This is a genomic window from Polynucleobacter necessarius (assembly GCF_900095195.1).
GTDB lineage: Bacteria > Pseudomonadota > Gammaproteobacteria > Burkholderiales > Burkholderiaceae > Polynucleobacter > Polynucleobacter necessarius_G.
The window spans coordinates 937023-954960 of sequence record NZ_LT606950.1; the positions used below are offsets into that span (position 1 = coordinate 937023).

Consider the following 17938-nt stretch of genomic DNA (forward strand, 5'->3'; position numbering starts at 1 on the left):
TTGGCACTAGAAAATATATTTGAACTCGATGTTCAGTCTTCCCCACGAGGCTTACCTTGAATCAAACCCCATCACCAGCGACTTCTTCGATCGTCATCATTGGCAGCGGATTGGCAGGCTACACCGTCATTCGCGAGATTCGTAAACTCAATAAAGAAATTCCGATTACGCTGGTTACCAAAGAGCCTGGTTACTTTTATTCCAAACCGATGCTCTCGACTGCACTAGCAAGCAAAAAAGATGCGTCTCAGTTAATCACGACACCAGCCGATGGCATGGCATCTCAATTAGCATTCATATTCTTGCTGAAACTGAAGTACACGCCATAGATACAAACAAACACGTCATTCAAACTAACAAAGGCGATCTTGCCTATAGCAAACTGGTCTTGGCTCTAGGCGCCGATCAAATTCAGCTATCGTTATTGGGAAATGCCGCAAGCGAGGCACTCACTGTCAATGATCTTGAAGATTACGCAAGGTTTCGTAGCGCAATAAGTGGCAAAAAGAAAATTGCTATTTTGGGTGCAGGTTTAATTAGCTGCGAGTTTGCAAATGATCTAATCCTAGGTGGCTTTGAAGTAGATGTTATTGACATGGCGCCCCATGCTCTTGGGCGACTGATCCCAGAAACGGCGGCCGTCGCACTGCAAAATAAGCTGAGCGCTCTGGGTGCATGCTGGCACTTCAACACTACCTTCAGTCAATAAATCGGGTAAACGACCAACTCCATATCACCCTAGCGAATGGATCGGTATTGAATACTGATGTGGCACTCTCTGCCGTTGGACTAAAACCCAGACTTGAGCTCGCTAAAGCAGCAGGCATTGACACTAATATACAGGTCAACCGCAAACTCCAAACGAATATCCCTCACATTTATTTATGCGATTGGTGATTGCGCTGAAGTAGATGGACTCGTGCCTCCATATGTAATGCCAATCATGCAAGCAGCGCGAGCATTAGCCGCGACCTTGACGGGGCAAGCTACACCGCTAACGTATCCTGCAATGCCAGTGATGATGAAAACCCCGGCATTTGCCACTATTGTTTCTCCACCAGCGAAAGACGCAAGTGGTCAATGGAAAATCAATGCGATGGATAATGGTGTAGAGGCTCGGCTTGAAACAGCCGATGGCCAGCTTTTAGGTTTTGTATTAATGGGCACTGCAACAGCCCAGCGTGCAGCCCTCACCAAGGAACTACCAGTCAATACTGGCATAAACGAAATAACGTAATAAAAAAGGCCCGCAATGCGGGCCTTTTTTATTCGTTAAGACTTGATCGGCTCAAGAAACAATCACAAACCAAGTAGTGTTGTGAGACTGAGCAACCATCAAGAACAACATTGGCACAGATAACAATGTATTGATGCGGGAAGTCAACATCGCAACACGAGCAGATTTCGCTTTGGTATCCGCATCTACAGTCACAATACCGAGAGCGCGTTTTTGGTTAGGCCAGATGATGAACCAAACGTTAAACGCCATTACCAATGCGATCCACATACCTAAACCAACCGCGCGGAATGGCGCTTGCAATGTAAATGCTTGATGCGCGTAACCATTCAATACCGCCAAAATCAAACCGCTCAATACTGTAAAGAGTGCTGCGTAACGGAACCAGAACAATGCTGTTGGAGCGATTACTTTACCGATAGCAGGCTTTTGCTCATCTGGAATCTTTGGCATGGAAGGAATTTGCACAAAGTTGAAGTACCACAGCAAACCAATCCACATCACACCGAACATCACGTGCAACCAACGGAATACGAATGGCAATTCAGCAGAGCTAAAGTTACCGCCTAGTGCAAAAATAATCAAAACGAGCAGTACAAAACCTGCCAATACTGTGCGTCCTAAAGAGGTCAAAATTGAAGCCATGAAAGGTTCTCCTTATATATAAGTGCCTGTAAATATAAACGATTCTGGCAATTTTGTTTGAACATCCCAAATTTTGGCTTTCTCATGAAAAAATGCTAACTCGAGTAGTGACTTCGCCCTATTTGGGGTGCAAAATAAGCGAACAAATTATTGATTACGTGAGACAAATGATGCCCTCATCCACTTTTTTAAATATATTGGTAGGTCTTAGCTTGATGATTCTGGAATCTTCTTCAGTTGCTCATGCGCAAGAATTTCCGCCCAAGAAAACGATCACGATCGTAATTGGCTTTGCACCCGGTGGATCGGCAGATAGCGCCGCTCGCGGCATCGCCAAAAAACTCAGTGAAGATCTTGGTCAAAATGTGATCGTAGATAACAAACCCGGCGCCGGTGGAAATATTGCGCATGCCTATACTGCGACCGCTCCCGCAGATGGATCTGTCATTTTATTTGGCTCTATTGGCCCATTAGCAGTTGCGCCACATTTAATGAAGTTGCCGTATGACCCTCAGAAAGATTTGGCGCCCCTGACTATGGGCGTCACCTTTCCCAACGTTTTGGTTGTGATTCCTGGGCTTGGGGTAAAAAATCTGAAAGAGTACATTGCGCTCGCCAAGAAAAATCCTAGGACGATTACGTTTGCCTCTACAGGCAGTGGATCCGCCTCCCACCTCCAAGGCGAACTCCTAAATGTGCGCGCTGATATAGACACGGTCAACGTTCCCTATAAGGGTGGCAGCCCAGCGATGGTTGATCTATATATTGCCAGCCAATCTACGCTATGGGGCAAGATCATTACCGATAGAAAAATAACCGCTGAGTGACGTTTTGTTACGCAGCGGTTATGGTTTTGATGGGCTTAAGAGATTTACTGAGCAGTCCAACCACCATCCATATTCCAGGCTACACCGCGTACTTCAGAAGCATCTGGTCCACAAAGAAATACCGCCAGTGCTGCGAGTTGTTCTGGCGTCACAAATTGACCTGAAGGTTGCTTCTCAGACACTAAGGCTATCTTGGCTGCTTCATTAGAAATACCTTCGCGCTCAGCCAGAGCATCCACCTGCTTTTGTACTAAAGGGGTCAAGACCCAGCCTGGGCAGATGGCATTACAGGTGATGCCAGTACGAGCATTTTCTAATGCAGTCACTTTAGTTAACCCAACGATGCCATGCTTAGCGGCAACGTAGGCAGCTTTCTGAGTGGATGCCACTAATCCATGCACAGAGGCAATATTAATAATGCGGCCCCAGTTACGTTTTTTCATGCCTGGAAGTGCATGATGCGTTGTGTGAAATGCAGAGCTGAGATTGATCGCAATGATGGCATCCCACTTATCCGTTGGAAAGTCTTCAATGTTGGCAGCATGTTGAATGCCTGCGTTGTTCACCAGAATATCTAAAGAGCCAAAACGTTTTTCGGTCTGCTTAATCAGATCTTCAATCTCTGCTGGCTTACTCATATCTGCGCCGTGGTAATCAACCTCAACACCACATGCTTTTATCTTGGCAATAGCGTCATCTTTTTCACCAAAGCCATTGACCATGATATTTGCGCCTTGCTTGGCCAGTGCTATAGCCATACCCAAACCGATACCTCTAGTGGATCCAGTGACTAGGGCTGTTTTACCTTTTAATGTAGACATATGTGTTTTCAGGGAGTTAAGGGGAAGAAATAGGATAAAAAGAATACCATCAGATCAGGTGCAGCCAATGGCCCAATTGGTGCCAAAAGCTATCAGGTACGAGCGTCAATAGCCAGGTCAAGGTCAGATAGCGCAACAATTTACCGATAAACATGTAAATCAGACACGGTTGCCAGGCAAGTTTGAGCCAACCCGCTGCCAGGCATAAGGAATCCCCTAAGCCCGGAACCCAAGAGAGGAGCAAAATTTTAGGGCCCCACTCCTCTAGCCATATTTTGATTTTGGCGTTCTTAGGCTCTCCAATCGATTTCATGCCGCGACGCGCTATCAAGCCCAACCACCAATCAAACATTCCGCCAAGCGTATTGCCAACGGTTGCGACTAGAATCGCCACCCAAAATAAATGGGGATTTAAGGTGATATAGCCAAAGAGAATCGGCTCTGAGCCAACTGGTAGCAATGTTGCCGAAACAAATGCGCTAATAAATACTGCAGACAGCCCCACTGAAGGCATACCAAACCACCCAAAAAAATGCGCAAGTGCATGCTCCATCTACAACAGACCTCTATGTGAAAACGTCCTCGAATTGAATACGTCCGAATAGATCTATTTTGCCCTGTTTTTAAGGCCCTCCACGGTTTTTAAATCTTGCTTAGACTTACTGGTTTACGAGCAGAATCGCTCCAAACCAATAAAAACGAGACAGTCATGAGTCACCCCATTCCAAAGCCTGACAAATACCAAGATATGCGTGAGGCACTTCGCAGCCTCTGTAGTAGCTTTGATTCAGCCTATTGGCAAAATTGACCATGACCGAGACTACCCCGAGGCCTTTGTTAAGGCTATGACTGATGCTGGCTGGCTTTCAGCACTCATCCTCGAAGAATATGGTGGCTCAGGCTTAGGTTTGGCCGAAGCTTCCGTCATCATGGAAGAGATTAATTTCTCTGGTGGCAATTCCGGATCTTGCCATGGTCAGATGTACAACATGGGCACCTGCTTCGCTATGGCAGCGAACTGCAAAAGAAAATGTATCTCCCCAAAATTGCCTCGGGTGAACTACGTTTACAAAGCATGGCGGTGACTGAACCTACTACAGGAACCGACACTACGAAACTTAAAACCACCGCCGTTAAAAACGGGTGATAAGTATGTAGTGAATGGTCAAAAAGTTTGGATCTCCCGTATTTAGCACTCTGACTTGATGATTCTGTTGGCGCGTACCACCCCTATCTCTGAAGTACAACGCAAATCCGAGGGAATGTCGATCTTCATCGTGAACCTTCAGGATGCGATTGGGAAAGGCATGGAAGTGAGGCCGATTGCCAATATGGTGAATCATGAAACCAACGGGGTCTTCTTCGACAACCTCGAAATTCCTGCTGAAAATCTCATCGGCACCGAGGGTCAGGGTTTTAAATATATTCTGGATGGACTGAATGCAGAACGTGTACCGATTGCAGCAGAGTGTATTGGAGATGCCTATTGGTTTATTGATCGCGCACGCCGTTATGCTAATGATCGCGTGGTGTTTGATCGTCCGATTGGTAAAAATCAAGGCATTCAGTTTCCGATTGCTGACAGCTATATCGAAACGGAAGCGGCTAATCTCATGCGCTTTAAAGCCTGCGAACTCTTTGACAACCATCAACCTTGTGGCCCAGAAGCCAACATGGCAAAGTACCTAGCCGCCAAAGCCTCCTGGGAAGCGGCCAACGTTTGCTTGCAAACCCATGGTGGCTTTGGTTTTGCCAATGAATATGATGTCGAGCGCAAATTTAGAGAAACACGCCTCTATCAAGTGACCCCCATATCGACCAACTTGATTTACTCCTATGTTGCAGAACACATTTTGGGTCTACCAAGATCTTTTTAACCCTGACCGATAACCCACTATGAGCATTCGCCCTCTTGATGGCATTACTGTTGTTTCTCTAGAGCATGCGATTGCTGCTCCCTTTTGCACCCGTCAACTCGCGGATCTGGGTGCGCGAGTCATTAAGGTAGAGCGCCCTGGCAGTGGGGATTTTGCGCGTGCCTACGACAAGCAAGTGAAGGGCTAGTCATCCCATTGCGTCTGGGTAAATCGTTCTAAAGAAAGTTTGACGCTGGACTTAAAGCAACCTGCTGCACTAACTGCTTTAAAGAGTCTCTTAAAAACTGCGGATATCTTAGTGCAGAACCTAGCACCAGGCGCCGCTGCACGAATGGGGCTTACCACAGAACTGTTGCAGAAAGACAACCCCCGATTGATCCTGTGTGACATTTCTGGGTATGGCAACGACGGTCCGTATCGGGATAAAAAAGCCTACGATCTGCTCATTCAGAGTGAGGCGGGATTTCTATCGGTCACCGGAACCCCAGGGACTCCGAGTAAGGCAGGAAACTCAATTGCCGACATTGCAGCGGGAATGTATGCCTATACGAATATTTTGGCCGCTCTACTGCAAAGAGGTAAAACGGGTAAAGGCTCAGTGATCGATGTATCGATGTTGGAGTCATTAGGTGAATGGATGAGCTTTCCGTTGTATTACGCCTATGATGGCGCAGATGCCCCACCAAGAAATGGCGCCTCACATGCCACGATCTATCCGCACGGTCCATTTAAAGCGGGTGATGGCAAGACCGTCATGCTGGATTTACAGAATGAACGAGAGGGGGCGCAGTTTTGCGAAATCGTTCTGCAAAATTCAGCCCTTGCCACTGATGAACGCTTTGATAAAAACTTTAAGCGCAATGAGAGACGTGCTGAATTGCTCGATATCATCAACGCTTGTTTAGTAAGCTGACTTCAGACGGACTGATTGCGAGATTAGAGGGAGCGCAGATTGCGAACGCGCATCTAAATGACATGGCAGGCTTATGGAAGCATGAGCAATTAAAAGCACGCCAACGCTGGAAGGAGATTGATACTCCAAATGGCCAAATTCCTGCCCTGCTTCCGCCGGGACTGAACGATAGTTACGAGTACCGCATGGATCCTATTCCAGCGGTAGGTCAACACACCGAGGCCATTCTCAAAGAACTTGGCATCAGCGATACGGAAATTAAAACAATGCTGGACAGCGGGGCAATTTAGAGAAGTGGTGACGCCAAGTGCGCCGCATTTTCTAAATAATGGTGCCAGCGTGGTCGCTTAGCCCACTTTTTAGGATCCACTAAATCCGATTGCGCCAGATAGGACTCAATCAGCTTTTCAAACGTTTTACAGAAGTCTTCGTTATAGACAATTAAGCTGATCTCAAAGTTCAATCGCAAGCTACGTTGGTCAAAGTTGACCGAACCAAAAATAGCGATCCGCTTATCAATCAACAAACTCTTAGTGTGAAGCAGGCCACCATGAAATTCAGCAATCTTCACTCCGGCACCCATCAAGTCCGCATAAAAACTTCGACTACTCCAAGCCACTAGAGTGGAATCATTTAACTTAGGGACAATGAGTGTGACCTTCACACCTCGACCTGCAGCTGCCATTAAAGCCTGTATCAAGCCATCATCTGGCCCAAAATAGGGCGTCGTGATCGTGAGCTCTTCACGCGCATCCATAATGGCTGAGAGTAGAACTTGATACAAAATGTCATCACGGTAAACGGGGCCTGAAGAAAACCCCTGCGCCAATGCCGCGCCCTCATGCGGTGATGCAGGTGGCTCGCGATCATTAAAGTGTTTGATGCTGGGATTATCAACACTCCAGTCAAATGCAAATGTCAGCTCAAATTGCGCAGCAACTGGCCCTTCAATACGCACCATCGCATCAACCCACTCGCCAACCCCTGAATCTTGCTTAAAAGTCCGTGGGTCAACCATATTCATACTGCCCGTCCAAACAATCGAGCTGTCAATCACAAAAATTTTGCGATGCAGGCGCAGATCGGCTCGCCGAAACTGAAAACGTCCCACTTGGATTGGCAACGCTTCAGTGACCCGAATACCAGCAGCCCGAAAACGTCCAGGCCACGGTGATTTAAACCAATCTTTACTGCCTAGGGAATCCAACAAGACTCGACAGGCAATACCGCGTTTTGCCGCGGCAATGAGGGCCTCTCCCACCCTGTCGGCATCTCCGTCCAATGCCCAAATATAGAACTCTAAATGCAGGCTTTTTTGAGCGCGATTAATCTCGTCAATAAAGTTCTGCAAAATTTTTAGTGACTCGGTATGCAATTCAAGCTTATTACCAGAAACCACTGGTGAGCCATTCCGAGATTCCGCCAACAAACTGAGTGCGCGACCTTCTGGCGGTAGTTTTTCTCGATCAGCGATACATTCTTCTCTCATACATCGAGTAATTCCTTCGTACTCCCGATTCATACGAACAATTTTGCGAGTAAGCTTGCGACCTACTGGACGTTCACCAATCAAAATGTACAGCGAAATTCCTAATAACGGCAACATCATGCCAATCAAGAACCAGGCAAACGCAACCCCAACCGGCCTTCTGACGGATATCAAGCGAAAGCCAAACAGAATCACAATCAATGCATGGAGAATGGGGACCCAAATGAGTGAAACCCCAAAAACCGACCCAAATAGAAACGCTACGATATTCATTCAAGCTCCAATTGCGCTGTGATACCTAGATGATCCGATAGTTTTAACCATTCGTACAAGATTTCTGCTGAATGAATCTTTAAACCCCGTACATAAATACGATCCATCGGCAAAATTGGTTTGACGCTTGGAAAAGTGCGGGCTGGAGAACCCGTCAAGACCTCAAAGACTTCAACAAATCCAGCCTCACGCATCGGTGCACTCACTCGATTACGCCAATCATTGAAGTCACCCGCCACAATCGTCGGCGCATCATTAGTCAATTCTTTGATGTAGCGAATGATTTTGGCTAGTTGACGCTCCCTGCCACGTTCAAACAAAGCTAAGTGCACACAAAAGCAATGAATCGCAGGTGCATTAGCACTCAATTGAATAACACTATGCAATAAGCCACGTTTTTCAAAACGATAAGCAGAAATATCGTAGTTATTTCCTTTATGCAAAGGATGTTTAGACAAAATGGCATTGCCATGGTGACCATCTGGATACTCCACATTCTTGCCATAATGCCAGTCATGCCAAAAATCCTCTGACAGAAAGTGTGTCAACTCGGTTAGCGGCCATTGGCTAAACCGTCGCACTCTGCCCCGATGCTCTTGCTGTAATTCTTGCAAGAACAATAAATCCGGGTGATGGCTGCGCATTCTTTGACGCAATTGATAAATCGTCGAGTGCCGATGCAACGGCGATACACCTTTATGCACATTCATACTCATCACAGTAAAGCGGATACTAGTAATTTGGGGCATTAAAACTGTCCTGCAGCACGCTGTCGACGTACTCGGGCTAAATAGATCTCACCTTCCACCAAATCCTGGCACTGCATGCACTTGTTGCAGATTGATGCTTGCTCCCGGAGCTCCTCAATCGAGCTTATGGGGTTAGCATCCAAGTACTCACGTAGATCAACATCAAAGACGTTGTTGCAAAGGCAAATTACTTCAGCCATAGGTCAAAAGTTCGGGATATCAGTCTCATTAACGGCATTTTGCCATTGCCTTGTAGAATCAAGCGCATGTTGACCGCTTTTTCTGATGCCATCACCCTGCTGGCCCACCTTGATGGTGGCGTACTGGGGATCGTCCTGATCTCTTTACAGGTAAGCCTCACCGCGCTGCTCCTGGGAACCCTGATTGGACTTCACATCGGCGCACTATTGGCCACCGAAGAATTTTCCGGCAAAAAATTCATCATCGTGACCCTCAATACCCTCATGGGGGTGCCAACGGTTATTGTGGGGGTCATTGTTTACCTCTTACTCTCACGCTCGGGTCCCTTGAGATCCAGGGGATGGCTATTCACCCCAAAAGGCATGATTGTGGCTCAAGACGTTATTAACAACCCCATTAATTGCCGCCCATAGTCGCCAAATTTTGGAAGACTCTTGGAAGATTCATTGAGACGCCTTTTTGGGCCTACATCTACCAGCCATCTCACGTTATAAATGGTTAATTTGAGATTGTCGCTTCTCGCTAACGATTGCGATTCTTGCGGGATTAGCAAGAGCGATCTCCGAGGTGGGGGCCGTCATGATTGTGGGTGGCAATATTCAAAATTCCACGCGTACGATAACCACAGCCATCGCGCTGAAAACTAGCAAAGGCAATTTACCTCTTGCTCTAGCATTGGGCATTATGCTTTTGGGTATTGTATTAATCGCAAATCTATTTACGGTGATAGTTCGTCAAATTGCGGAGCGTCGTTATGACTAATATGACTGAACAATTCGAGAAATACATTGAACTCAATAATGTCGTTGTTCGGAGCAACGATCGCGTTATTCTAAATATCCCCCACGCCACCATTCCGGCAGATCGCATTGCTGCCTGTATTGGACCAAATGGCGCAGGCAAAATACCCTACTCAAGCTTTTAGATGGCTTGATCAAGCCCGATTCAGGATCGATCAACTACTCCTTTGTTACCAAGACAGCATTGGTTGCGCCAGTCTTTGAACTTGAGCTAATTGATGCGATGAAAAAATTACATCTGTCTGATGTTGATTAAATTCTCGAATAATGTCTTCAACTTGTTCAGTAGCTTTAGGATCCAAGTTTGCTGTGGGTTCATCCAATAAAACTAAATTGGGCTTCTGGAGTAACGCCCTCCCCAGACAAAGCCTCTGTCGTTCACCCGCCGATAATTTATGCGCTGGACTATTGGCTAATCCGGACAATCCAATGCGCTGCATCACTCGATCAACATCGCTCTCAGTGATTTCCGAATCGGCATCTCGAACTAATGCCATATTGGTCCTTGCGGATGCCTTGATCATGGGGGTGTGGTGCAATACCAATCTGAGTAAGGATTATTTGGCTGCTGGTGCTGCTGCAGGCGCAGCTGCAGATACTGGCGATACAAATGGAGGAGGAGCAACGTAAGCCGCAGGAGCTTGTGTTCCAGCAACCTTGTAACGGTCTGCTACGCGATTCTGGGCTTGGCACAATGATATGCGCCACTCTATCTCCATAAGCAGTCTTCGCCTTGGCTAAAGCAGCTGCCTCAGCTTGCTCGGGGATAAGTGGAGGGAGTGCTGCCAGTGCAGTGGCGCCAATCAGCGAGCCGAGGAATAAAGCAATGGTATTTTTCATGGCATTGTCCTTATTTATTGAGCTTGTCGTACCAGAGCTCATGGTGTTCTTTAGCCCAAGTGGCATCCACATATCCAGTTTTCATTCCATCTATTGAACCTTGCATGCCGATGGTACCGATATAGATGTGCCCCATTGCCATCGCAGACATAAGAATCGCCGCGCTACTGTGAATGATATTGGCAATCTGCATCGTGCCACGAGTATATTCAATCGTCATAAATGGCACGATCATGTCCAGCACGAAGCCCGGTGCGGAAATGACTAATCCCAAGAAAGTCATGCCGAACCAGAACCAGAACTTCTCACCCATGTTGAAGAATCCAGCGGGCACATGCTTGCCACTAAAAATTCCGCCAAAGGACATGAGCCATTCCAAGTCACCCTTGCCTGGCAGATTTTTATGAGCAAACAGCAAGAAGAAAACCAAAATACAAATTGTGAATACTGGGCCAGTAAAGTTGTGAATATTTTTGCAAACATTCAAGAAGGAGCCATAAGCCATTCCGCCCATTAAAGGCATTGCAAAATATTTTCCATACAAGATCAGTAAGCCAGTAATAGCAAGCGCCAAGAAGCTAAATGCCATCAACTAGTGAACCAAACGGTCGAACGCGCTAAATCGCTTGATTTTGACACCCGATAATGGCTCGTGCAGCTTGATAGAACCTTTGATGGTGTACATCGCGATAATGCCGAAGAAGGCAATCGCCAGTAACCAACCACCGTAAACAGTGATTACGCCATTACGAATCACACGCCACTCTTGACCGGAGCGCTGAATTAAAACGCTAGCCTCTTTGTCTGGAATGCTGACGTAGTTGTATGGATCGCTATTAGCTGTCGTAAAAATCGATGGATTGGCTGGTTGAGCCTGCGCTTGCGTGCCATTCGCTAACGCATTCGGATTGGCTGGCGCCGACAAGGGAGGGACATCCACTCCGCTTGGCGATGGCAGAGGAGCCATTGGCGCGCGCTCAGCATAACCAACGCTAGCAAGGCGTAAGCGACAGTCCTGCGGCCAATATTAGAGTGCGTAGAACCCTAGAAAATGATTGTTTCATACACATATCCTTAAATGTTTTGCTTTATTTATTGTTATTTGGATGATCACTTAATACGGCTGTATTCATTTTGACCATGAGTGCGCTTATCGGTCGACTCAGTCCAGCTAACTTGATCGCCTGGCGTCCAATTCTTGGTCATAAAGCCATTATTTGCACCCATATAAGGAGCAACGTCTGGTCGCTTAGCAGTCTTCGCAGCAATTTCAGGCGGCTCAGAGCACGCAGCCAACAAAGCCCCTGCTGCTAGGCACATACCGAGAGTTTTGAAATTCACTTTCATTATTTCGCTCCTGAAATTTTTGCGGCTGGAGTTGGAGTTGGCGCAGGAGTATCCGGACCACCATATGCTGTAGTCCAACCAAATGCCTTAGAGCCAGGATACTTGCCGTTCTTCTCGCGATTTGCAACACGCTGATTGAAGATTCCGGAGATGATATCGCTATCACCACCAATTGGCGCCTTGGTAGAACACATCTCGGCACAGAGTGGCAATTTACCCTCAGCTAAACGATTGCGACCATATTTTTCAAATTCCGCAACGCTACCGTTCTCTTCTAGACCACCGCTACAGAATGTGCACTTATCCATTTTGCTACGTGATCCAAAAGCGCCTTTGCTTTGGAACTGAGATGCATCAAATGGGCATGCAAATGAGCAGTAGCCGAAACCGATACAAATATCTTTGTCATGTAGCACCACGCCCTCATCGGTGCGGTAGAAACAATCAACTGGACATACGGCCATACAAGGTGCATCTGTACAGTGCATACATGCTACCGAAACCGATTTTTCTTGGCCAATGATGCCATCGTTTACCGTGACGACACGGCGACGATTAACGCCCCAAGGCACTTCGTTATCATTCTTACACGCGGTCACACATCCGTTGCACTCGATGCATCGCTCTGTGTCGCAAATAAATTTCATTCTTGCCATTGTGTTCTCCTGACTTTATTTTTTACTTAGGCAAATTTCTCGATTTGACACATAGTGGTCTTGGTCTCCTGCATCATGGACACTTGGTCACAACCATATGTCGTTGCAGTATTCACCGCCTCACCTAGCACCACTGGAGCCGCACCATCTGGATGGTACTTACGCAGATCGTTGCCTTGCCACCAGCCCGCAAAGTGGAATGGCCCCCAAAGCAGTTCCTTGATCAACGCGCTCTGTTACCAAAGCACGCACTTTGATCTTGGCACCAGTCGGTGACTTAACCCAAACGTAATCCCAGTTCTTAATGCCACGGTCTGCTGCGGCCTTGGGATTGATCTCCACAAAGTTTTCTTGTTGGAGTTCTGCCAACCATGGATTAGAACGAGTCTCGTCTCCACCACCCTCGTACTCAACCAAGCGACCAGAGGTCAAGATTATTGGGAACTTCTCATACAACTTCTGATTCAAGTTCTGATCTTGAACAGTCTTATGGAGTGTTGGCAAGCGCCAGAAGTTCTTCTTATCCGCTGAAGTTGGGTGCTTACGCATCATTGGTGCGTTTGTGCTGTAAAGCGCTTCGCGGTGAATTGGAATTGGATCCGGGAAGCTCCAAACAATCGCGCGTGCTTTGGCGTTGCCAAATGGATGGCAATCATTTTTCATCACAACGCGTTGGATACCACCGGATAAGTCGGTTTTCCAGTTCTTACCTTCAGCAAGCTTTTTCTCTTCATCGGTTAATTGATCCCACCAGCCGAGTTTTTTCACGAACACGTGATCAAACTCTGGATAACCCGTCTGAATCGCTGATCCCTTAGAACAGGAACCATCGCCCGCCAACAAGCTGACACCGTCACGCTCCACACCAAAGTTCGCACGGAAGTTGCCGCCACCCTACATCACACTCTTGCTGGTGTCATAAAGGTTTGGTGAGCCTGGATGTTTGATAGCAGCCGTTCCATAGTAAGGCCAAGGCAAGCCGTAGTAGTCACCTGTAGTGTCGTATCCCGTTACAGGATCAACACCGCCACGTGCTTTAAGAGTCTTCGGATCAAATGTAGCCACCATTCTCATGTGCGCTTTGAGACGCTCAGGGGTCTGGACCGGTGTAACCAATCGTCCAAACAGAGCGGTTGATCTCACGCAAGATATCTTCAATTTGTGGCTCTCTCCATTGTTTGCCAGCAAACTTTGAATTAAGCATCTTGTAATTTTTAGACAGCTCTTCACCAAATCCAAGACGATCGGCAAAAGCTTGCATGATCACATGATCGGGCACTGATTCGAACAATGGATCAATGACTTTTTCACGCCACTGTAGTGAACGATTTAATGCGGTTGCGGAACCGCAGGTTTCGAGCTGCGTCGTAGCAGGTAATAAGTAAACATTGCGATTCTTATTAACAGCTTGACCTTCGGCAGGTGGCATTGCAGCCATCGCAGCTGTAGCGCTTGGATACGGATCTACGACAACGAGCAAATCCAATTTATCCATCGCACGCTTCATATCCAGACCACGGGTCTGTGAGTTTGGCGCATGACCCCAGAAGAACAACCCTTTGACGGTTGTCTGCTGATCAATCATATCGTTCTTTTCGAGAACAGCGTCCACCCAACGAGATACTGTAGTGCCTGACTTCTCCATCATGTTTGGAGCGTAGCGACCCTTGATTTAGTCGTAGTCAACACCCCAAACGGTTGCGTAGTGCTTCCAGGATCCAGCCGCTAAACCATAGTAGCCTGGTAATGAGTCTAGATTAGGACCAACGTCGGTTGCACCTTGAACGTTATCGTGACCACGGAAAATATTTGTACCACCGCCAGACTTGCCAACGTTACCTAATGCCAACTGCAAGATGCAGGATGCACGCACCATCGAGTTACCAATTGTGTGCTGTGTTTGACCCATACACCATACGATGGTGCTTGGACGATTCTTCGCCATCGTCTCTGCAGCTTTGTACATTTGCACCTCTGGAACACCGCACGCTTCTTCTACCGCAGCAGGCGTCCACTTCTCCATCACCTCTTTACGGGCAAGATCGAAGTGAAGAGGTCTATCTGTACACACTGTTCCGTGGGTTGCACGGTAGATGCTACTGTTGAGAATGGTGTATGGGTACGTCAAGACGCAGTATTTGATTCCCCAAATAATTTGGGCGCACACTGCGCTAAAGGCGCGGCGTTACGTGAACATGGTCATGGCGACTATCGTTTACGTTACCCAATGAAGTTGGTTGATGGAAAGTATCAACGTATTTCTTGGGACCAAGCGCTCACAGAAATCACAGCGCAGATGAAGAATATTCGTGAGAAATACACTCCAGATGCAATGTTCTTTATTGGATCATCCAAACATAACAACGGACAGGCCCACTTACTCCATAAGTTGGTCTCTTTCTTTGGAACCAACAATACAGATCACCAGGCGCGTATCTGTCACTCAACCACAGTCGCTGGTGTTGCTAACACCTGGGGCTATGGTGCGATGACCAATAGCTACAACGACATGATGAATGCCAAAGCGGCACTCTATATTGGTTCGAATGCTGCTGAGGCTCACCCGGTATCGATGCTGAGCTTATTGCATGCCAAAGAAAATGGTTGCAAAGTTATCGTGGTCGACCCACGATACACCCGTACTGCGGCCAAATCTGATCAATACATTCGTATTCGTTCCGGTACTGACATTCCATTCTTGTTTGGTCTCCTGTATCACATCTTCAAAAATGGTTGGGAAGATAAGAAGTATATCAATGATCGCGTTTACGGCATGGAAGAGATCCGTACCGTCCAACATGGCTTTGCTTGGTTCGGCAACAGTTCTGCACTAGGCTCAACTGACTCGCTGCGATACCGGCACCAACGCCAACGCCAGAGCGTTTCAAGAATGTGCGTCGATCCATTGTTGGTACCGCCGCTTTTGAACCACGCGACAAGCTACCGATGAGGCGAGAAGTTGTACGACTACTTTATGAGGTATTGGATTTACGAGTCAGACTCATATGTTGTCCCTGAGAAAGTTTTTTGTTATGAATGATGTATTCGATTAATGAAGAGATTGCGACTTAGATCATGGTGGTTTCGCAAAACTTACGCATGTGCGCAGTCATTGTTTGACCTTCGCTCTTCTCTTTTGTCGTTCTGCTGATTTCTTGGATCACTGCTTTGCCTACGGCAGTTTGTGAAACCACTTACTGCGCCAACTGCAGCGCTTGCGCCAAAAAAGAACTTACGACGTGATGGCTTGGCCTCTTCACTTGAAATCACGGTGGATTTTGTGCTCATGGCATGAGCCTTTAATGGTTATTCTTGATATGAGTCAAGTTTAATCACTTATTGCACTTTTGACGTATCGTTATAACAATAATTTGATAAGGGTTTTCCGCCGAAATTCAGGGCTCACATATGTTGCAACGCAACATCAAATCATGTCAAAGCTTTGCCCTTCAATTGCCAAAAATTCTCGTGTCAGAGCGGCAATCGGGTGATAGAGATGCATCTGGGGAATATTTTCTATTGCATCGCACAATTCGTCGTACCAGGGGCGAATGTGCTCATTGAAAAAAATCCGCTGGTTGGTCAGGTTAGATACCTCGACATCATCGCTAGCAATTAAGTACCGCATCACCTCGCATAGGGAAGAAATGTGGTCTTCGGTTTCGGTAACTTCATCGGCAGACTCTAGGCCAAACTCCTCTAACGCTTTGCGAATATTGACTAAAGGCCTCTCGTTAAGGTGGCCCGCCATATAAAAGGAGCCATTCAGGACTATATTGGGTTTGCCGATGCTTATAAAGTTCGTATCGAATTCTTCCTTCCAGGCGCTGGCAGGATGATCTTTAGTCACTTCCACCACATTCATCCAAGCCTTTGCTAAGGGCGCCTCGTCACTGGAGTCCTGCTGGTTGGCAGTCGCGGCAATTTGATCCAGTAATTCCTGATCTGGCGGTAAGTGGGAGAATCGAGCAATCAACCCATACAAATCAGCCCTGGCTAGATCCTCAGGCAATCCAACATCACCCACCTCAGTGGCAGCAGTCTCTTTTTCACTCATAACTCTTTTTTCACCATATCCACAACGCGACAATCGCCACACATCTTTAGCCTATCCATAGCTGCACCTGCAAAAGCGCCGTGTGCCCCGAGTTTGGCCAGCATCAAATCCACCATCTTGGCCGTTCCAAATGGTTTGCCGCAACTAATGCAATGAAACGCTTGGGTTTGATTGAGTGTCACTTTTTGTTTTCGCCGCTCTACCTTTTGCAGGCGAGGCTGCAGAGCAAGCGCACTCTCTGGGCAAGTTTGCACACAGATACCGCACTGAACACACTGTTTCTCAATAAAGGACAAAATGGGCTCATCAGGGTTATCAATCAACACGCCTTCTGGGCAACCGCTCACGCAAGACATACACAGGGTGCAGGCATCGGCATTAATCGCTAGACCACCCAATAGTGAGTTCTTGGGTAAACCAACGCCTTCTTCAGGTAATGGTGTCTTGGCTTGCTTTTGCAAATGTTCGAGTACAGCCTTGAGTGTTTCCCGTTTTTGATTGGAGAATCCAAAGCTTGCAGAGGCGCGCAAATGGCGTTGAGCGCTTCCCGTTGACGCAAAGCGCCCATCGCTTTTGATACTGCCGACAAATCATCTGGGGCATCTGCCATCACCAAGTAAATGCGCTCATCAAAGCCGTAGGCTTTCAGAACAGAGTTGGCTAATTTGGCTTGCGACTCCAAGGCATCACGGTAGGCAGGATCTTCGTCACCACTCAATAGCAACACCACCTCCGCAAAACCATAAGTCAGCGCGCCTAACCAAAGCTCTAATCCAGTGGAGGCAATATGCTCAATTCCATATGGCAACACAAATGCTAGGAGATTTTCAAATTGCCTAGGAGACACATGCGCCAGACGACCAACGCTATCAATCACTTGAGTGCCGGTTTTTAAGGTATGTAGAAGCAAGCTGGGGGCGGTAGTGCGATTTTGCTTTTAGCTTCCGCTGTATAGGCAGTAGCGAATGTTTTGAGTTCTTTACCCTGATGAGAAACGCTCGGATAGTTGTAGCGCATTGCTCCAGATGGGCATACGGTTGAGCAAGCACCACATCCCATACATAAATTGGGATTTACTTCAACATTGCCTTGCCCATTCTTAAATACAGATTTGATTGCACCAGTTGAGCAAACATCGATACAGACGCTACACCCTACTTTGCCATTGCGACCATGCACACAAATTTTTCGTTGTAGACAAAGTAT

Annotated in this window: 20 protein-coding genes and 7 pseudogenes; 10 read left to right on the forward strand and 17 right to left on the reverse strand. The window is 47.1% G+C overall.

The genetic code is table 11. The annotated features are described in order from the left end of the window. Nucleotides 1–56 precede the first annotated feature (56 nt). From BQ1619_RS09235 to BQ1619_RS09250, 3 genes and pseudogenes are all read left to right on the forward strand, one after another. Nucleotides 57–329: an FAD-dependent oxidoreductase gene (locus BQ1619_RS09235; protein ID WP_197711887.1), complete on the forward strand. Its 273-nt coding sequence runs from the start codon at nt 57–59 to the stop codon at nt 327–329. Next, a pseudogene (locus tag BQ1619_RS10650) lies at nt 326–897 on the forward strand (FAD-dependent oxidoreductase). The gene BQ1619_RS09235 and the pseudogene BQ1619_RS10650 overlap by 4 nt, the downstream one beginning before the upstream one ends. A 22-nt stretch (nt 898–919) precedes the next feature. Then, the gene (locus BQ1619_RS09250) at nt 920–1237 is read left to right on the forward strand and encodes a hypothetical protein (RefSeq protein WP_197711889.1); all 318 of its coding nucleotides are present in this window, start codon (nt 920–922) and stop codon (nt 1235–1237) included. A gap of 51 nt (nt 1238–1288) precedes the next feature. Here BQ1619_RS09250 and BQ1619_RS05305 read toward each other — a convergent pair whose 3' ends face one another. Beyond that, the gene (locus BQ1619_RS05305; RefSeq protein ID WP_114662647.1) at nt 1289–1882 is read right to left on the reverse strand and encodes a urate hydroxylase PuuD; all 594 of its coding nucleotides are present in this window, start codon (nt 1880–1882) and stop codon (nt 1289–1291) included. 215 nt (nt 1883–2097) lie between these two features. Between BQ1619_RS05305 and BQ1619_RS05310 the strand changes: the two are divergent. Next, a pseudogene (locus BQ1619_RS05310) lies at nt 2098–2643 on the forward strand (Bug family tripartite tricarboxylate transporter substrate binding protein); the annotation flags it as partial. A gap of 110 nt (nt 2644–2753) precedes the next feature. On the opposite strand, the gene BQ1619_RS05315 reads toward BQ1619_RS05310, so the two are convergent. Next, nucleotides 2754–3530, reverse strand: coding sequence for a 3-hydroxybutyrate dehydrogenase (locus tag BQ1619_RS05315; RefSeq protein ID WP_114662649.1), 777 nt, complete (start codon nt 3528–3530; stop codon nt 2754–2756). A gap of 49 nt (nt 3531–3579) precedes the next feature. Then, nucleotides 3580–4083 carry a YqaA family protein gene (locus tag BQ1619_RS05320; protein WP_114662651.1) on the reverse strand — a complete coding sequence of 168 codons (504 nt, stop codon included), beginning with the start codon at nt 4081–4083 and terminating at the stop codon, nt 3580–3582. Nucleotides 4084–4239: 156 nt separating this feature from the next. On the opposite strand from BQ1619_RS05320, the pseudogene BQ1619_RS05325 reads away from it, so the two are divergent. Then, nucleotides 4240–5407 (forward strand): annotated as a pseudogene (locus tag BQ1619_RS05325) (acyl-CoA dehydrogenase family protein). Nucleotides 5408–5426: 19 nt separating this feature from the next. Then, nucleotides 5427–6610, forward strand: a pseudogene (locus tag BQ1619_RS05330) (CaiB/BaiF CoA transferase family protein). On the opposite strand, the gene cls reads toward BQ1619_RS05330, so the two are convergent. Together cls and BQ1619_RS05340 are read right to left on the reverse strand one after the other, a co-directional pair. Next, nucleotides 6607–8082 (reverse strand): cardiolipin synthase, encoded by a 1476-nt coding sequence (gene cls, locus BQ1619_RS05335; RefSeq protein ID WP_114662653.1) that lies wholly within the window; start codon nt 8080–8082, stop codon nt 6607–6609. The pseudogene BQ1619_RS05330 and the gene cls sit on opposite strands and share 4 nt — an antisense overlap. Then, a complete protein-coding gene (locus BQ1619_RS05340; RefSeq protein ID WP_114662655.1) occupies nt 8079–8831 on the reverse strand; it encodes an endonuclease/exonuclease/phosphatase family protein in 753 nt (250 codons plus the stop codon). Before BQ1619_RS05340 ends, cls begins: the two co-directional genes overlap by 4 nt. Nucleotides 8832–9097: 266 nt before the next feature. Between BQ1619_RS05340 and BQ1619_RS09880 the strand changes: the two genes are divergently transcribed. The 3 genes from BQ1619_RS09880 (at nt 9098) to BQ1619_RS05355 (ending at nt 9957) form a co-directional block, all read left to right on the forward strand. Next, nucleotides 9098–9445 (forward strand): ABC transporter permease, encoded by a 348-nt coding sequence (locus BQ1619_RS09880; protein ID WP_231968534.1) that lies wholly within the window; start codon nt 9098–9100, stop codon nt 9443–9445. Nucleotides 9446–9599: 154 nt separating this feature from the next. Beyond that, nucleotides 9600–9794, forward strand: coding sequence for a hypothetical protein (locus BQ1619_RS09885; RefSeq protein ID WP_231968535.1), 195 nt, complete (start codon nt 9600–9602; stop codon nt 9792–9794). Then, nucleotides 9787–9957 carry a hypothetical protein gene (locus BQ1619_RS05355; RefSeq protein WP_197711890.1) on the forward strand — a complete coding sequence of 57 codons (171 nt, stop codon included), beginning with the start codon at nt 9787–9789 and terminating at the stop codon, nt 9955–9957. Before BQ1619_RS09885 ends, BQ1619_RS05355 begins: the two co-directional genes overlap by 8 nt. A 45-nt stretch (nt 9958–10002) precedes the next feature. Here the strand turns inward: BQ1619_RS05355 and BQ1619_RS05360 are convergent, their stop codons facing one another. The 6 genes and pseudogenes from BQ1619_RS05360 to BQ1619_RS05385 all read right to left on the reverse strand — a co-directional run. Next, the gene (locus BQ1619_RS05360) at nt 10003–10329 is read right to left on the reverse strand and encodes an ATP-binding cassette domain-containing protein (RefSeq protein WP_231968536.1); all 327 of its coding nucleotides are present in this window, start codon (nt 10327–10329) and stop codon (nt 10003–10005) included. Between the two features lie 353 nt (nt 10330–10682). Continuing rightward, nucleotides 10683–11261 (reverse strand): formate dehydrogenase subunit gamma, encoded by a 579-nt coding sequence (locus BQ1619_RS09255; protein ID WP_197711891.1) that lies wholly within the window; start codon nt 11259–11261, stop codon nt 10683–10685. 3 nt (nt 11262–11264) lie between these two features. Continuing rightward, entirely contained in the window at nt 11265–11639 is a 375-nt protein-coding gene (locus BQ1619_RS09260) for a hypothetical protein (RefSeq protein ID WP_197711892.1), read from the reverse strand. Nucleotides 11640–11782: 143 nt separating this feature from the next. Further along, a complete protein-coding gene (locus BQ1619_RS05375; RefSeq protein WP_114662661.1) occupies nt 11783–12019 on the reverse strand; it encodes a hypothetical protein in 237 nt (78 codons plus the stop codon). Beyond that, nucleotides 12019–12675, reverse strand: coding sequence for a formate dehydrogenase FDH3 subunit beta (gene fdh3B / locus BQ1619_RS05380; RefSeq protein ID WP_114662663.1), 657 nt, complete (start codon nt 12673–12675; stop codon nt 12019–12021). Before fdh3B ends, BQ1619_RS05375 begins: the two co-directional genes overlap by 1 nt. Before the next feature lie 26 nt (nt 12676–12701). Beyond that, nucleotides 12702–14713: pseudogene (locus BQ1619_RS05385) on the reverse strand (formate dehydrogenase subunit alpha); the annotation flags it as partial. Here BQ1619_RS05385 and BQ1619_RS05390 point away from each other — a divergent pair. Continuing rightward, nucleotides 14714–15463 (forward strand): annotated as a pseudogene (locus tag BQ1619_RS05390) (molybdopterin-dependent oxidoreductase); the annotation flags it as partial. It abuts the pseudogene before it with no gap. Nucleotides 15464–15500: 37 nt separating this feature from the next. On the opposite strand, the pseudogene BQ1619_RS10655 reads toward BQ1619_RS05390, so the two are convergent. The 6 genes and pseudogenes from BQ1619_RS10655 to BQ1619_RS09900 all read right to left on the reverse strand — a co-directional run. Then, nucleotides 15501–15623, reverse strand: a pseudogene (locus BQ1619_RS10655) (twin-arginine translocation signal domain-containing protein); the annotation flags it as partial. A 145-nt stretch (nt 15624–15768) separates the two neighbouring features. Next, a complete protein-coding gene (locus BQ1619_RS08685; RefSeq protein ID WP_162784606.1) occupies nt 15769–15963 on the reverse strand; it encodes a hypothetical protein in 195 nt (64 codons plus the stop codon). 136 nt (nt 15964–16099) lie between these two features. Beyond that, nucleotides 16100–16732 carry a TorD/DmsD family molecular chaperone gene (locus BQ1619_RS05400; RefSeq protein ID WP_114662667.1) on the reverse strand — a complete coding sequence of 211 codons (633 nt, stop codon included), beginning with the start codon at nt 16730–16732 and terminating at the stop codon, nt 16100–16102. Beyond that, nucleotides 16729–17130: a 4Fe-4S dicluster domain-containing protein gene (locus BQ1619_RS09890; RefSeq protein ID WP_231968537.1), complete on the reverse strand. Its 402-nt coding sequence runs from the start codon at nt 17128–17130 to the stop codon at nt 16729–16731. Before BQ1619_RS09890 ends, BQ1619_RS05400 begins: the two co-directional genes overlap by 4 nt. Beyond that, entirely contained in the window at nt 17118–17642 is a 525-nt protein-coding gene (locus BQ1619_RS09895; protein ID WP_231968538.1) for a hypothetical protein, read from the reverse strand. Before BQ1619_RS09895 ends, BQ1619_RS09890 begins: the two co-directional genes overlap by 13 nt. Continuing rightward, complete coding sequence (locus BQ1619_RS09900; protein WP_231968539.1) at nt 17624–17911, reverse strand: 4Fe-4S binding protein; 288 nt, start codon at nt 17909–17911, stop codon at nt 17624–17626. Before BQ1619_RS09900 ends, BQ1619_RS09895 begins: the two co-directional genes overlap by 19 nt. Nucleotides 17912–17938: the final 27 nt, after the last annotated feature.

Bases quoted from the DNA above. Each gene is read 5' to 3' on its own strand.
- BQ1619_RS05305 (WP_114662647.1), bottom strand. From the start codon at position 1,882: ATGGCTTCAATTTTGACCTCTTTAGGACGCACAGTATTGGCAGGTTTT.
- BQ1619_RS05315 (WP_114662649.1), bottom strand. From the start codon at position 3,530: ATGTCTACATTAAAAGGTAAAACAGCCCTAGTCACTGGATCCACTAGA.
- BQ1619_RS05320 (WP_114662651.1), bottom strand. From the start codon at position 4,083: ATGGAGCATGCACTTGCGCATTTTTTTGGGTGGTTTGGTATGCCTTCA.
- cls (WP_114662653.1), bottom strand. From the start codon at position 8,082: ATGAATATCGTAGCGTTTCTATTTGGGTCGGTTTTTGGGGTTTCACTC.
- BQ1619_RS05340 (WP_114662655.1), bottom strand. From the start codon at position 8,831: ATGCCCCAAATTACTAGTATCCGCTTTACTGTGATGAGTATGAATGTG.
- BQ1619_RS09880 (WP_231968534.1), top strand. From the start codon at position 9,098: ATGTTGACCGCTTTTTCTGATGCCATCACCCTGCTGGCCCACCTTGAT.
- BQ1619_RS05355 (WP_197711890.1), top strand. From the start codon at position 9,787: ATGACTAATATGACTGAACAATTCGAGAAATACATTGAACTCAATAAT.
- BQ1619_RS05360 (WP_231968536.1), bottom strand. From the start codon at position 10,329: ATGGCATTAGTTCGAGATGCCGATTCGGAAATCACTGAGAGCGATGTT.
- BQ1619_RS09255 (WP_197711891.1), bottom strand. From the start codon at position 11,261: ATGGCATTTAGCTTCTTGGCGCTTGCTATTACTGGCTTACTGATCTTG.
- BQ1619_RS09260 (WP_197711892.1), bottom strand. From the start codon at position 11,639: ATGGCTCCTCTGCCATCGCCAAGCGGAGTGGATGTCCCTCCCTTGTCG.
- BQ1619_RS05375 (WP_114662661.1), bottom strand. From the start codon at position 12,019: ATGAAAGTGAATTTCAAAACTCTCGGTATGTGCCTAGCAGCAGGGGCT.
- fdh3B (WP_114662663.1), bottom strand. From the start codon at position 12,675: ATGGCAAGAATGAAATTTATTTGCGACACAGAGCGATGCATCGAGTGC.
- BQ1619_RS08685 (WP_162784606.1), bottom strand. From the start codon at position 15,963: ATGAGCACAAAATCCACCGTGATTTCAAGTGAAGAGGCCAAGCCATCA.
- BQ1619_RS05400 (WP_114662667.1), bottom strand. From the start codon at position 16,732: ATGAGTGAAAAAGAGACTGCTGCCACTGAGGTGGGTGATGTTGGATTG.